Source organism: Nocardia yamanashiensis NBRC 100130, from assembly GCF_001613325.1.
Taxonomy (GTDB): domain Bacteria; phylum Actinomycetota; class Actinomycetes; order Mycobacteriales; family Mycobacteriaceae; genus Nocardia; species Nocardia yamanashiensis.
This window is the reverse complement of sequence record NZ_BDCD01000017.1, coordinates 358,486-371,481: the sequence shown is the minus strand read 5'-3', so window position 1 is coordinate 371,481 and position 12,996 is coordinate 358,486. Positions and strand designations below refer to the sequence as shown.

Annotated in this window: 15 protein-coding genes; 9 read left to right on the top strand and 6 right to left on the bottom strand. The window is 68.3% G+C overall.

Annotated elements, in window-relative coordinates; all coding sequences use genetic code 11:
- The first annotated feature begins 75 nt into the window (after window positions 1-75).
- The 7 genes from NY1_RS20225 to NY1_RS20195 all read left to right on the top strand — a co-directional run bounded on the left by NY1_RS20225 (window position 76) and on the right by NY1_RS20195 (window position 4,846).
- Window positions 76-486, top strand: coding sequence for a M67 family metallopeptidase (locus NY1_RS20225; protein WP_067715678.1), 411 nt, complete (start codon window positions 76-78; stop codon window positions 484-486).
- Between the two features lie 18 nt (window positions 487-504).
- Window positions 505-783 (top strand): MoaD/ThiS family protein, encoded by a 279-nt coding sequence (locus NY1_RS20220; RefSeq protein WP_067715448.1) that lies wholly within the window; start codon window positions 505-507, stop codon window positions 781-783.
- A 2-nt stretch (window positions 784-785) separates the two neighbouring features.
- Entirely contained in the window at window positions 786-1,748 is a 963-nt protein-coding gene (locus tag NY1_RS20215) for a PLP-dependent cysteine synthase family protein (protein WP_067715446.1), read from the top strand.
- A gap of 55 nt (window positions 1,749-1,803) precedes the next feature.
- The gene (locus tag NY1_RS20210; protein WP_084535137.1) at window positions 1,804-2,535 is read left to right on the top strand and encodes a rhomboid family intramembrane serine protease; all 732 of its coding nucleotides are present in this window, start codon (window positions 1,804-1,806) and stop codon (window positions 2,533-2,535) included.
- A gap of 69 nt (window positions 2,536-2,604) precedes the next feature.
- Entirely contained in the window at window positions 2,605-3,369 is a 765-nt protein-coding gene (locus NY1_RS20205; protein ID WP_067715444.1) for a cyclic nucleotide-degrading phosphodiesterase, read from the top strand.
- A gap of 98 nt (window positions 3,370-3,467) precedes the next feature.
- Entirely contained in the window at window positions 3,468-4,238 is a 771-nt protein-coding gene (gene rph / locus NY1_RS20200) for a ribonuclease PH (RefSeq protein ID WP_067715442.1), read from the top strand.
- Window positions 4,238-4,846 carry a non-canonical purine NTP pyrophosphatase gene (locus NY1_RS20195; protein WP_067715438.1) on the top strand — a complete coding sequence of 203 codons (609 nt, stop codon included), beginning with the start codon at window positions 4,238-4,240 and terminating at the stop codon, window positions 4,844-4,846. Before rph ends, NY1_RS20195 begins: the two co-directional genes overlap by 1 nt.
- 143 nt (window positions 4,847-4,989) lie before the next feature.
- On the opposite strand, the gene NY1_RS20190 is transcribed toward NY1_RS20195, so the two are convergent.
- The 4 genes from NY1_RS20190 to NY1_RS20175 form a co-directional block, all read right to left on the bottom strand.
- Window positions 4,990-5,331 carry a DUF3817 domain-containing protein gene (locus NY1_RS20190; RefSeq protein WP_067715670.1) on the bottom strand — a complete coding sequence of 114 codons (342 nt, stop codon included), beginning with the start codon at window positions 5,329-5,331 and terminating at the stop codon, window positions 4,990-4,992.
- A 44-nt stretch (window positions 5,332-5,375) separates the two neighbouring features.
- Complete coding sequence (locus NY1_RS20185) at window positions 5,376-5,828, bottom strand: SURF1 family protein (RefSeq protein ID WP_084535135.1); 453 nt, start codon at window positions 5,826-5,828, stop codon at window positions 5,376-5,378.
- Between the two features lie 98 nt (window positions 5,829-5,926).
- A complete protein-coding gene (locus tag NY1_RS20180; protein WP_067715436.1) occupies window positions 5,927-6,802 on the bottom strand; it encodes an oxidoreductase in 876 nt (291 codons plus the stop codon).
- 278 nt (window positions 6,803-7,080) lie between these two features.
- Window positions 7,081-8,001 (bottom strand): sigma-70 family RNA polymerase sigma factor, encoded by a 921-nt coding sequence (locus NY1_RS20175; protein WP_233434397.1) that lies wholly within the window; start codon window positions 7,999-8,001, stop codon window positions 7,081-7,083.
- An 89-nt stretch (window positions 8,002-8,090) separates the two neighbouring features.
- On the opposite strand from NY1_RS20175, the gene NY1_RS20170 reads away from it, so the two are divergent.
- Both NY1_RS20170 and NY1_RS20165 read left to right on the top strand, forming a co-directional pair.
- Entirely contained in the window at window positions 8,091-8,756 is a 666-nt protein-coding gene (locus NY1_RS20170; RefSeq protein WP_067715432.1) for a TetR/AcrR family transcriptional regulator, read from the top strand.
- Window positions 8,757-8,819: 63 nt separating this feature from the next.
- A complete protein-coding gene (locus tag NY1_RS20165) occupies window positions 8,820-10,859 on the top strand; it encodes an MDR family MFS transporter (protein WP_067715429.1) in 2,040 nt (679 codons plus the stop codon).
- 19 nt (window positions 10,860-10,878) lie between these two features.
- Here the strand turns inward: NY1_RS20165 and NY1_RS20160 are convergent, their stop codons facing one another.
- Together NY1_RS20160 and NY1_RS20155 are read right to left on the bottom strand one after the other, a co-directional pair.
- Complete coding sequence (locus NY1_RS20160) at window positions 10,879-12,084, bottom strand: FAD-dependent monooxygenase (RefSeq protein WP_067715426.1); 1,206 nt, start codon at window positions 12,082-12,084, stop codon at window positions 10,879-10,881.
- A gap of 184 nt (window positions 12,085-12,268) precedes the next feature.
- Window positions 12,269-12,931, bottom strand: a complete 663-nt coding sequence (locus NY1_RS20155; protein WP_067715668.1) for a PadR family transcriptional regulator — start codon at window positions 12,929-12,931, stop codon at window positions 12,269-12,271.
- Window positions 12,932-12,996 lie beyond the last annotated feature (65 nt).

Below are 12,996 nucleotides of genomic sequence, written 5' to 3'. Positions count from 1 at the left end.
CCGAATATTCTCACCTGTTGACGACAACGTTTGGCCGCCACGGCCGAGCCGCGCCGGGATCGGAAGGATGCGACAGTGCTGGTGATCAGGGCCGACCTGGTGGACGCCATGGTGGCGCACGCCCGCGCCGACCATCCCGACGAGGCGTGCGGGGTCATCGCCGGGCCCGAGGGGTCCGACCGGCCCGAGCGTTTCATTCCCATGATCAATGCCGCGCGCTCGCCGACCTTCTACGAGTTCGATTCCGGTGAACAGCTGAAGCTGTGGCGTGAGATGGACGCCGCCGACGAGGAGCCGGTGGTCATCTACCACTCGCACACCGCGACCGAGGCGTACCCGAGTCGCACCGACATCTCCTTCGCCTCCGAACCCAATGCCCACTACGTGCTCATCTCCACCCGCGACCCGGAGCGGCACGAGCTGCGCAGCTATCGGATTCTGGACGGGCAGGTCCAGGAAGAGCCCGTCCAGATCGTCACCACCTGAAAGCAAGGAGTCCCAGTCATGCCGGTCACCGTGTCCATTCCGACCATCATGCGCCCGATCACCAAGGGCGAGAAGCGAGTTCAGGGCGAGGGCGCGACCCTGGCCGCGCTCATCGACGACCTGGAAGCCAATTTCCCGGGGTTGAAGGAGCGTTTGCTCAAGGACGGCAAGCTGAACCGCTACGTGAACATCTACATCGACGATGAGGACGTGCGCTTCGCGGGCGGGCTGGACGCCGAGGTGACCGACGGCGGCACCGTGACCATTCTTCCGGCGGTCGCCGGCGGCGCGCGCTAACCGTGGCGCGCTACGAGTCGCTGATCGCGACGCTCGGCGACACCCCGCTCGTCGGGCTGAAGAACCTGTCCCCGCAATGGGACGGCGAGCACCACGTGCGGCTGTGGGCCAAGCTCGAGGACCGCAATCCGACCGGCTCCATCAAGGACCGTCCGGCGCTGCGCATGATCGAGCAGGCCGAGGCCGACGGACGGCTCACCCCCGGCTGCACGATTCTCGAACCGACCAGCGGCAATACCGGCATCTCCCTGGCGATGGCCGCCAAGCTCAAGGGCTACCGGCTGGTCTGCGTGATGCCGGAGAACACCTCGGTGGAACGGCGGCAGCTGCTGACCATGTTCGGCGCCGAGATCATCGACTCCCCGGCCGCGGGCGGCTCCAATCAGGCTGTGGCACTGGCCAAGCAGATCGCCGCCGAAAATCCGGACTGGGTGATGCTCTACCAGTACGGCAATCCGGCCAACGCGCTCGCGCACTACGAGACCACCGGGCCGGAGATCCTCGCCGACCTGCCCGAGATCACGCATTTCGTGGCGGGCCTCGGCACCACCGGAACCCTCATGGGCACCGGCCGATTCCTGCGCGAGAAGGTCCCCGGCATCGAGATCGTGGCCGCCGAACCGCGCTACGGCGAACTGGTCTACGGGCTGCGCAATCTCGACGAGGGCTTCGTGCCGGAGCTCTACGACGAATCGGTGCTGACCTCGCGCTTCTCCGTCGGCCCGTACGACGCGGTGAAGCGCACCCGCGAATTGGTCCTGGAAGAGGGCATTTTCGCGGGCGTGTCCACCGGGGCCATCCTGCACGCCGCGCTCGGCGTGGCCCGCAAGGCGCAGAAGGCGGGCAAGACCGCCGATATCGCCTTCGTGGTCGCCGACGGCGGCTGGAAATACCTCTCCACCGGCGCCTACGACGGCACCCTGGAAGAAGCCGAAGAGCGCCTCGACGGGCAACTCTGGGCCTGAGCCGCGCGCCCGTCGGTACGCTCGGTGAGGAGAGCGGGAGCCAGGAGGTGCTGCCATGGGTGGCGTAGGAGCGTCGTTCGACCCGGAGCGGATCGAGCGGCTGCGCAGGCAGCTCGACAGTCCCGGCTCGCGTTCCCCGAATCCGATCCGGCCGGCGGGCGATCCGGCGCGCCCGGGCAATCCGGTGAAGCTGTTGTGGCAGCGCGCCATTGTGATCATTCTCGGGTTTACCGGTCTGCTCTACGGGGTAGAAGCCGTCGACCAGGTGACCGGGGACCGGCTCGACTACGAGGGCGGGGTGGAGCCGCGCGAGATCGACGGCCTCGACGGCATCCTGTTCGCACCTGTGCTGCATGCCAATTGGGAACACCTGATCGGCAACACCCTCCCGGTGCTGGTCCTGGGCCTGCTCACGTTGCTCACCGGGATCGGCCGGGGCCTGGCCGCGACCGCGATCATCTGGGTGATCGCCGGAACGGGCGTGTGGCTCACCGGCGCCACCGGGTCCGTGCACGTGGGCGCCTCGGTGCTGGTCTTCGGCTGGCTGACCTACCTGCTGTGCTGGGGCTGGCTGGCCCGGAACTGGGTCTTCGTCGCCGTCAGCGTGGGGGTGGGGTTGCTGTACGGCTCGATCCTGTGGGGCGTGCTACCCGGACAGCCCGGAATCTCTTGGCAAGGGCATCTTTTCGGGGCGGTGGGTGGTCTGGTTGCCGGATGGGTACTCTCTGCTCATGAACGTCGTCATCGTCGCGGGGCCAACGCCGGCCGCCCTGTTACGTCGGGGTGACGCTGGACCCGGTCGGCGTTTTGGGGGATCCCTCCTTTGAGCGAGACAGCAGCGTGGCAGCATGGGGGAATGCGCCTCACCGTCATCGGGTGCTCGGGCAGCGTGTCCGGCCCGGATTCCCCGGCGTCGGGATACCTGCTCACCGGCCCGGACATGACTCCCACCGTGATCGATTTCGGACCCGGAGTGCTCGGCGCGTTGCAGCGCTATCTGGATCCCGGTGAAGTCGACATCTTCCTGACTCACCTGCACGCCGACCACTGCCTCGACCTGCCCGGTCTGCTGGTGTGGCGGCGCTACCACCCGAATCCGCCGAGCGGCAAGGCCATCGTCTACGGGCCGTCCGACACCTCGCTGCGGATCGGCAACGCCTCGGCCGAGATCGGCGGCGAGACCGACGACTGGTCCGACGTCATCGACATGCGCCAGTGGGTGACCGACGCGCCCATCGGCTTCGGGCCCGGGCACACCGTGGAAGCACGCCGCATGTTCCATCCCCCGGAGTCCTACGGGCTGCGCATCACCACCGCCAACGGCCGCACCCTGGTCTACACCGGTGACACCGCGCTGTGCGACGAGGTCTTCGAGCTCGCCCAGGGCGCGGACGTGCTGCTGTCCGAGGCGTCCTGGACCCACGATCCGGCCAATCGCCCGCCCGGCATCCACCTCTCGGGCCACGAAGCCGGTCTGATCGCCGCCCAGGCCGGCGTGGGTGAACTGCTGCTCACCCACATTCCGCCGTGGACTTCGCGCGAGGATGTCATCGCCGAAGCCAAGGCCGTGTACTCCGGTCCGGTGCACGCGGTCTCGCCCGGCGAGGTCTTCGACATCTGACGGTGGCGTCGCCACCCGGTAAGTGAACGGCCCGGCCCGCGTTTCGGCGCGGGCCGGGCCTTTGCTCACTTGTCTCCGCGCGCGGTTAGGCTACTGCCGTGTCGAAACGAGCCGATGGACGTGCGGATGACGAACTCCGCGAGGTAAAGATCACCCGTGGGTTCACCACGCATCCGGCGGGTTCGGTGCTGGTGGAGTTCGGGCAGACCCGGGTCATGTGCACCGCCAGCGTCACCAACGGGGTGCCGCCGTGGCGGCGCGATTCCGGATTGGGCTGGCTGACCGCCGAATACGCCATGCTGCCCGCCGCCACCCACACCCGCTCCGGGCGCGAATCGGTGAAGGGCAAGGTCGGCGGCCGCACCCAGGAGATCTCCCGGCTGATCGGGCGTTCGCTGCGCGCCTGCATCGACCTGTCCACCATCGGCGAGAACACCATCGCCATCGACTGCGATGTGCTGCAGGCCGACGGCGGCACCCGCACCGCCGCCATCACCGGCGCCTACGTGGCGCTCTCGGATGCCGTCACCTACCTGGCCGCCGCCGGGCAGCTGACCGATCCGCAGCCCATCTCGTGCGCCATCGCCGCCGTCAGCGTCGGCGTGGTCGACGGCCGGGTCCGGCTGGACCTGCCGTACGAGGAGGATTCGCGCGCCGAGGTCGATATGAACGTGGTCGCCACCGACACCGGCACCCTGGTCGAGATCCAGGGCACCGGCGAGGGCGCCACCTTCCCGCGCTCCACCCTGGACAAGCTGCTGGACTCCGCGCTGGCGGGCTGCGAGCAGATCTTCGCGATCCAGAAGGAAGCCCTGGCCCTGCCGTACCCCGGCGCGCTGCCGGAACCGGAAGAGGCGAAGAAGCGATAATGCCGCGTCAGGTGCTGGTGGCGAGCCGGAACGCCAAGAAGCTCAACGAATTGCGCCGGATCCTGGACGAGGCCGGGATCGCGGGCATCGAGATCATCGGCCTGAACGACGTGCCGCCCTACGAGGAAGCGCCGGAGACCGCCGCGACCTTCGAGGGGAATGCCGTCGCCAAGGCCCGGGACGGGTTCGCCGCGACCGGATTGGCCTGTATCGCAGACGATTCCGGGATCGCGGTGGACGCCCTCAACGGCATGCCGGGGGTGCTCTCGGCGCGCTGGTCGGGCACGCACGGCAATGACGAGGCCAACAACGCCCTGCTGCTCGCGCAGCTCGGTGACGTGCCGGACGAGCGCCGGGGCGCGCGGTTCGTGTCGGCGTGCGCGCTGGTGGCCGACGGCGTCGAGGAGATCGTGCGCGGGGAATGGCCGGGCACGATCGCCCGGAAACCGGTGGGGGACGGCGGATTCGGTTACGACCCGCTGTTCGTGCCGGAGGGCGGCGAGGTGTCCGCGGCCCAGCTCACCCCCGCCGAGAAGGACGCGGTGTCGCATCGCCGCCGGGCCCTGCGGCAGCTGCTGCCCGCGCTGGCGGCGCTCGCGCAGGACTGAATTCCCCTGCGGGGAAAGAACAATGGGGTTCGGGGATCAGGTCCCCGGACCCTGTTTCGCAGTAGGGGGCTGTTGCTCGACCGGCCGGAGACGACCGCGCCCCGCCACAGTAATGGCGGGGCGCGAATCTGGAACTGGGGTTTCTAGAGCCCGAAGGCGCCCTTCACTTCCTGAGTCCGCTTGTGCTCGAACACGAACGACAGGAACGGCACCGTGCCCGCCAGGCAGGTGAGCAGCGTGGTCACCGGCTTCCAGCGCGCCTTGATGCCGAGGTCGATGGTGAAGACCAGGTACAGCATGTAGAACAGCCCGTGCACCTGGCCGATGTAGAAGAACCAGCTCGGCGCGTCGTTGCGATCGTCGAGCAGCAGGTACTTGTAGACGATCTCACCGGTCAGCACCAGCAGCCAGATACCGGTGATCCAGGCCAGGATCCGGTAGCGCAGCAGCGCGCCGCGGATCTTCTCGGTCGTCGCGGCGCCGATCGGCCGGGGCGCGACGGTGGCTTCGGTCGAATTGTCGCTGGTGGTCAACCGGCGTTCCTCTCGGTATTGCGCAGCCCCGCGTCCCGGATCGCCTGATCCAGATCGTGGGCGTGCAGATCGGCCAGGTATCGGTTGTATTCGGCGAGTTCCGGATCCTCGTCCTTGACCGCCTTGGGGCGTTCGGGCAGCAGGCCCGCGGGAATCTCGCGCGGCGCGACCGGCTTCACACGCTGGGCGCGGGGCGCGGTCTCGCCGGGGGCCTGCGGCGCGGACTCTTCCTCCGCGTCGCGTTCCAAGCGCACGAATCGGAAGTAGGCCCAGACCACGAAGCCGGCGAACAGCGGCCACTGCAGCGCGTAGCCGAGATTCTGGGCGGTGCCCGTGCCGGATTCGAAGCGCCCCCACTGCCAGTAACCCAGGCCCAGGCACGCCGCGGCCGCCACGACCACGAACACGATCAAGGCCGGGCGGCGTTGGGGAGCGGACACGTCCTCCACGGTACCTGCCTACTACGCGCCCCGTAGTAAGAGGTCCGGGGAAAGCGCGGCCGCCGCGACGAAGGTCGCGGCGGCCGGGGAGCCGATCGGGAGCGGGCTCAGAACTTGTATGTGACGCCGGTCAAACGCTCGGACTCGGCCCACAGCCGCTGCCAGAGTTCGCGATTCTGGGACAGGCGGCTGGAGGAGCACGGCTCGACCGGGCCCTGGGTGCCGCGGAACCGGTTCGGACCCCAGTAGACGGTGGGATCGGCGTCGGGTTCGGTGGCGGCGAACAGCGAGGAGTGCGCGGCGCGGGCGGGGGAGTGCCCGACCAGGCGGACGAACGGCTTGGAGATCTTGTCCAGCGGGGTCTCGGTGCGGGCGAACAGATCGGTGGCCGAGACACCCGGGTGCACGCCGTAGGAGCGCTTGGCCGAACCGGCCTCGGTGAGGCGGCGCTGGAATTCGCGGGCGTACATCAGGTTCGACAGCTTGGACTGCGCGTAGGCGAGATTGCGCTGGTAGCGGCGGTTCTCGTAGTTCAGGTCGTCGATCCACAGCTTCGGCGTCTGCCGGTGCGCGATGGACGCCAGGGTGACCACCCGGTCGCGGATCTTGTCCAGCAGCAGGCCGGCGAGCGCGTAGTGGCCCAGATGGTTGACGCCCCACTGGGTTTCGAACCCGTCCTTGGTGCGCGAGAACGGAATGTTCATCAGGCCCGCGTTATTGATGAGCACGTCGATCTCGCCGGACTTCTCGGCGAACTCGCGCACCGAGTCCAGCGACGCCAGATCCAGCGCCGCTACCCGCACATCACCGTCGATCTTGTCGGCGACTTCCTGCGCCTTGGCGGTATTGCGGCAGGCCATGATCACCGTCGCGCCCTTGCTCGCGAGCACCTTGCTGGTCTGCTCGCCGATGCCGCCATTGGCGCCGGTGATCACGAAGGTGCGCCCGGACTGGTCCGAGATTTGGCTGGGCTTCCATGCCATGGGAGTTGACCTCACAGGTTCGGCGTTCGATGTGCACCGTCGCACTCGCTCGCTCAACCTTACTCCAGAGTAAGTTCCGGCGGAAGCATCCGCGCCAGGAATGATAAGCCGCCCGGCCCGCCTGAACGGCGGGCCGGGCGAATCAAGGTTGGGGGATGCGGCGGAATGCCCGCCGGTTTCGCCCCCGCCCCGTCTGGGTCGGATCGCCCGCCGGTTTAGCCGCCGGCCCCTCTGGGGCGGCTCGGCCGAGTGGGTCGGCTCGGCCGAGGGAGGGTGACTCAGCCGAGGAGGTCGGTGAGGCCTCGGGTGCGGGAGGGCTGGCGGAGTTTCTGCATGGCTTTGGCTTCGATTTGGCGGATGCGTTCGCGGGAGACGCCGAATACGCGGCCGACTTCCTCGAGGGTGCGGGGGTCGGAGCCGTCGAGGCCGTAGCGCAGGCTGATGACCTGTGCCTCGCGTTCGGCCAGGGTGGCTAGGGCGCGCTTCAGTTGGTCGTGGGCGGCGGCGTCGGTGACGGTGACCGACGGGTCGGGAAGGTGGTCGGGGATGAGTGCGCCGAGTTCGGTGGCGTCTTCGTCGCCGATCGGCTGGTGGAGGGAAAGCGGTTCGCGGTCCAGGCGAATCAACTCGCGGACCTGTTCGACCGGTAGCGACAGTTCGGCGGCGACATCCTCGGGGGTGACGGCGCGGCCGAGTTGCGGGGCGAGGGTGCGCTGGGTGCGGCGGACCTTGTTGAGCGCTTCGACGATGTGGCCGGGCAGCCGGATGGTGCGGCTCTGCTCGGACAGCGCGCGGCCGATGGACTGCCTGATCCACCAGGTGGCGTAGGTGGAGAACTTCAGCCCGCGGCGATGCTCGAACTTCTGTGCGGCGCGCATCAGCCCGAAGGTGCCCTCCTGGGTCAGATCCAGCAGCGACATGCCGGTGGGCGCGGTGTAGTGCTTGGCGATGGAGACCACCAGGCGCAGATTGGCGCGGACCATGTGGTCCTGGGCGCGCCGGCCGTCGGTGGCGGTGCGAGTCAGCGTGCGGCGCTCCTCGGTGGTGAGTTCGCTTGTGGTGGTTCCGGATTCGTCGAGCCGGGCCTGGGCGAGCAGACCGGCTTCGATGCGTTCGCCGAGTGCGTACTCCTCGGCGGCGGTCAGCAGGGCGGTGCGCCCGATCTGCCGCAGGTAGTCCTTGATTGCGTCTTCACTCACGATTGCGGTAGCCATCGCGAACAAACTTAGAGCAGACCTAAAAATATGTCAACAGTGTTTTTGGGACGGAATCAGATATAGTCGTCGCCATGAGTGCGCCCCCCGCCGACACCGGCACCCGCCCACCGGGCCTGCGCGAACGGAAAAAGCAGCAGACCAGGCAGAACATCTCCAATACCGCCACCCGCCTGTTCCTGGAGCGCGGCTACGACACGGTCACCATCGCCGAGATCGCCGAAGCGGCCGAGGTCGCCAAGATGACGGTCACCAACTACTTCCCGCGCAAGGAAGACCTGGTGCTCGACGTCCACGAGGTGTTCGTGGCGAGCCTGGCGCGGACCGTGCGCGACCGCGCGGCGGGGGAGTCGGCGCTGGCGGCGCTGCGGCGGGACTATCTGCGGGCGGCGGCCGAACAGGACGCCGTGGTGGCGGGGTTCTCCGGGCCCGAATTCGCCCGGCTGCTCACCGGAAGTCCCGCGCTGGTGGCGCGTTTACGCGAGTTCCACGAAGAGCGGGAGCGACTGCTGGCCGAGACCCTCGCGAGTGAAACCGATTCCGCGCCGGGCGATCTCGGCCCGCGCATTGCCGCCGCCTTGCTGGCCGGTGTGCATCGGACCCTGTTCGAGGAGACCCTGCGCCGCACCGTGGCCGGGGAATCCAACGACGTCATTGCCGAGGCGCTGACCACGCAGATCAACCAGGCTTTCGATCTGCTCGAACCGTCTCTCGGCGACTACGCCGTGCGCTCCGCCTGACCCCGCTCGAAGTTAACCGTGTCGTTGCCAGATCAAGGCTGGTGAGCCACACATACTGGGCCGATGACGGGTGCCAGCGCCACCGCCGATGTCCCTGCCGTGCCCGCGCAGATCGGCCGCGGGCGTCGCGACATCATCTTCGCCACCGTGGCGCTCGGCATGCTCATGGCGGCGCTCGACTCCACCATCGTGGCCACCGCGCTGCCGACCATCGTCGCGGATCTGGGCGGCGCCGGGCACATGGCCTGGGTGGTCACCGCCTACCTGGTGGCCGAGGCCATTGCCACCGCGCTGTCCGGCAAGTTCGGCGACCTGTTCGGCCGCAAGCTGGTGTTCCAGCTCAGTGCCACCATCTTCATTCTCGGCTCGATCATCGCCGGGTTCTCGCACGATATGACGCTGCTGATCATCGCGCGCGCCGTGCAGGGCCTGGGCGCGGGCGGGCTCATGGTCACCTCCATGGCGCTCATCGCCGACGTCATCCCGCTGCGCGAACGCGGCAAGTACCAGGGCGCGCTGGGTGCGGTCTTCGGCATCACCACCGTCATCGGCCCGACCCTGGGCGGCCTGTTCACCGACCATCTGAGCTGGCGCTGGTGCTTCTACGTGAACGTGCCGCTGGCCATCGTCATGATCGCGGTGGCGGCCCGCACCATCCCGATGACCCGGGCGGCCACCAAGCCGATCATCGACTACCTGGGCATCGCGCTCATCTCCATCGGCGTCACCTGCCTGATCCTCGGATTGGATTGGGGCGGCAACGAATACGCCTGGGGCTCGCCGATGATCATCGGCCTGTTCGTCACGGCGGCGGTGATGACCGTGCTGTTCGTCCTCGCCGAATTCCGCGCCGCCGAACCCATGCTCCCCATGCACCTGTTCCGCAGCAATGTGTTCACCGTGTGCTCGATCCTGAGCTTCATCGTCGGCTTCGCGTTGCTGGGCGCCATGACCTACCTGCCCGCGTATCTGCAATATGTGGACGGGGTTTCGGCCACCGCGTCCGGCATCCGCACCCTGCCGCTGGTGGTGGGGCTGTTCGGCACCTCCATCCTGTCCGGCGTGATCGTCGGGCGGACCGGGCAGTACAAGGCGTTCCCGATTCTCGGCACCGCGATCATGGCGGTCGGCCTGTACCTGATGTCCACCATGGGCGCGGGCACGCCGTTCTGGAAGCAGGCGCTGTACATGCTGATCCTGGGTCTGGGCATCGGCCTGGCCATGCAGGTGCTCACCATCGTGGTGCAGAACAGCGTGCCGTACGCGGATCTGGGCACCGCCACCTCGGGCGTGACCTTCTTCCGGACCATCGGATCCGCCTTCGGGACAACGATTTTCGGTACTCTCTACGTGAATCAGGTCACGCCGAAACTGGGCGCGGCGGTGATGGAGGCCAAGGTGCCGCCGGAGGCCGCGCAGAGTCCGGAACTGCTGCGGCAGCTGCCGCCCGAGCAGGCCGCGCCGATCATCACCGCCTACGCCGATTCCATCGACTACGTCTTCCGCTGGGTGGTGCCGGTGGCCGTGCTCGGCTTCATCGTGGCGTGGTTCCTGAAGCAGGTGAAGCTGCGCGACAGCGCGCGGGCCGAGGCGAGCGATGTGGGCGAAGGCTTTTCGATGCCGGATTCCTCCGATCGGGTGGTGCAGCTGGAGCGCGCCGTCGGCCGGGTGCTGCGCAAACTGCGCGACAATCAGCTGCCCGATCCGGAAATCCTCAGTGCCGCGGGCAGTTCCCTCACCCGCGACGAAGCGTGGGCGCTCGGCCAGGTGCGGATGTTCGGCAAGGTGCGCGGCGCGGCGACCTTGAGCGAAGTGGCGCACACCTATTGGGTGCCGCAGGAGGTGGTGGCCCCGGTGTACGAGAAGGCCGAACGCGACGGCTTCATCCGGAACCACGGCGGCACACTGACTCTCACCGACAAGGGCATCCAGGAACTGGACCGGGTCCGGGGCGCTTGGCGGCGCTGGCTGGAATCGCAGATCGACGACTGGGATGTCACCAATCCCAAGGATCGCGATCTGCTGGAGCAGGCCATGGACAATATCGCCGCCAAGCTGCTGGACGAGGCCGACAGCCCGGACACCCTCTCCGCCCACCGGTAGCGGGCGGAGCGGGCGCGGATCAGGCCAGGGCGCGCACCGGCTGCACCGTTGCGTCCCAATCGATCCGGAAGCGCTGCTCGGGCGCGAACGTCTTCTCCGGGTTGAGCGCCTTGAACATCAACGGCATCACCAGGCCCATGGCCGCCCGCGTCACCGGACCGGCGGCCTTGGTCTGGTTCATTCGCGCCACCCGGGCCGCGACCGCTTCCACCCGGGGCCGCCGCAGCGCCTCGTAGGTGGCGAAAGCCGTTTCCGGATCCGGGATGTCGCGCAGGCAGCGCGCCAGTTCGATGGCGCTCTCGATGGCCAGCGACGCCCCCTGCCCCGAGGTATTGCTGGGCGCGTGGATGGCATCCCCGGTGAGCACCATGCGCCCGCGATACCAGTGCGGCACCGACGGCATGATGTGCAGCGCCCCGATGGTCACCAGCTGTTCGGGCGTGGTGCTGCGGGCCAGCAGCTCACCCGGCTCGTCCCCGGCGTAGGTCTCGCGCAGGATTCGCAGCCATTCCCCGGCCGGCACCGCACGCGCCTGGGTGAGCGAAAGGTATTGCTGGTGCGGCAGATTCGCGCCCCAGGCGATACGCCCGTCCGGCATGGCCCAGTACAGGTAGTAGGCCCGTTTCCCGAACGCGAACACCATGCTCTCCGCGGGCAGGCGCAGGTCCGGGATATCGGTGTACGCGCCGAAGCCCAGCATGCGCAGGTAGGTCGGCCCGGGCGCCTTGGGATCGACCAGGGTGCGCACCGCCGAGCGGATGCCGTCCGCGCCGATCAGCACATCGGCGGTTGCGGAACTGCCGTCGGCGAAGATCGCGGTCACGCCGTCGGCCAGCTCCTCCACCTCGACCAGGCGTTTGCGGTATTCGAACGGCACCCCGGCGGCGACCGCGCCGTCGTGCAGCACCTGGTGCAGGTCCGGCCGATCGACCAGCCGCAGCGGTTCGACGTCGGTCAGCATGGGTGCGGTGATCATCTTCTTGCCGACCGACATGGCCTGCCGGCTGAGCGGGACGGCCTTGGCGCGCACCGCGTCGGCGACCCCGATGAGCTCGAGCGCGGCCATCCCGTTGGGCGCGAGGGCCAGATTGGATCCGATGCCGTAGGCCGGTCCCGGGTACGCCTCGTACACGCGGGCGTCGATGCCCGCTCTGCGCAGTGCGGTGGCCGCCACCGGACCGGAGATGCCGCCGCCGATGACGATGGCGGAACGAATGGTGGACATGGTTGTCTCCCTGTGGGTTCGAGTAATCAACCCGAACCGGTACGCGTGCGGAGAACCCAGTTATCCTGTAGTTGCCAAACTCGGTGCCGAGTTCGCCTGCACGGACGCGGTTCGAGACGGTGTTATCCCGGGCTTCGGCGGCGGTGTTGCAGCACCCTCGCCGGGGCCCGGTTTCGTCTGTGGATCAGTCCTGCCGGGGCGCCTGCTCCGGCTCGCCCCCTTCCAGCAACGCGGCGAAGTCGGCGGGCATGACGCCGTCGCGATGGAACGCGCGCCAGCTCTCCAGGTCGGGGAAGGTGCCGTCGCGCAGTTCCGCCCGCAGAGCGGTGGACCAGCGCAGTTCGGCCTCCAGCATGGCCAGCTCGTAATCGTCTTCGATGGTGAACAGGCGCGGTAGCGCGCCCGCCAGCGCGGCCGCGCGGTCACGATGCGCGGCGATGATGCTGTCCAGCTTGGCGATTCGCTCGGTGAGCAGGTCGGCGACCTCTTCCGGCGGCAGCACCGACAGCACCGACAGGCCGGCGCGGAAGGGGCGCTGCTCGGCGGCCGGTTGCCCGATGAGTTCGCGGGTCCAGTCGGCCAGTTCGGCGCGGCCGGCCGCGGTGATGCGGTAGATGGTGCGCTCGGGGCGGGCGCCGTCGCGTTCGCTGCCGGCGACTTCCAGGAACCCGTGCTTGGTGAGGTTGTCCACGACGGTGTACAGCGAACCCCATTTGACACCCATGTCGGTGTCCTTGCCCCACTGCCGCAACCGATTGGCGATCTCGTAGCGGTGCCCGGGCTGGATACCCAGGGTGGACAGCACCGCCAGGCCCGTCAGGTTGGTGACTTTGCGTTTGGCTGCCATCGCGAACACCTCCGATACTCGTAGACAAATATACGTCTACGAGTATTCGGCCACAAGTATTCGAT

Coding starts and splice junctions, on each gene's coding strand:
- NY1_RS20220 (WP_067715448.1), top strand. CDS start 505: ATGCCGGTCACCGTGTCCATTCCGACCATCATGCGCCCGATCACCAAG.
- NY1_RS20210 (WP_084535137.1), top strand. CDS start 1,804: ATGGGTGGCGTAGGAGCGTCGTTCGACCCGGAGCGGATCGAGCGGCTG.
- NY1_RS20195 (WP_067715438.1), top strand. CDS start 4,238: ATGCCGCGTCAGGTGCTGGTGGCGAGCCGGAACGCCAAGAAGCTCAAC.
- NY1_RS20165 (WP_067715429.1), top strand. CDS start 8,820: ATGACGGGTGCCAGCGCCACCGCCGATGTCCCTGCCGTGCCCGCGCAG.
- NY1_RS20170 (WP_067715432.1), top strand. CDS start 8,091: ATGAGTGCGCCCCCCGCCGACACCGGCACCCGCCCACCGGGCCTGCGC.
- NY1_RS20155 (WP_067715668.1), bottom strand. CDS start 12,931: ATGGCAGCCAAACGCAAAGTCACCAACCTGACGGGCCTGGCGGTGCTG.
- NY1_RS20180 (WP_067715436.1), bottom strand. CDS start 6,802: ATGGCATGGAAGCCCAGCCAAATCTCGGACCAGTCCGGGCGCACCTTC.
- NY1_RS20160 (WP_067715426.1), bottom strand. CDS start 12,084: ATGTCCACCATTCGTTCCGCCATCGTCATCGGCGGCGGCATCTCCGGT.
- NY1_RS20205 (WP_067715444.1), top strand. CDS start 2,605: ATGCGCCTCACCGTCATCGGGTGCTCGGGCAGCGTGTCCGGCCCGGAT.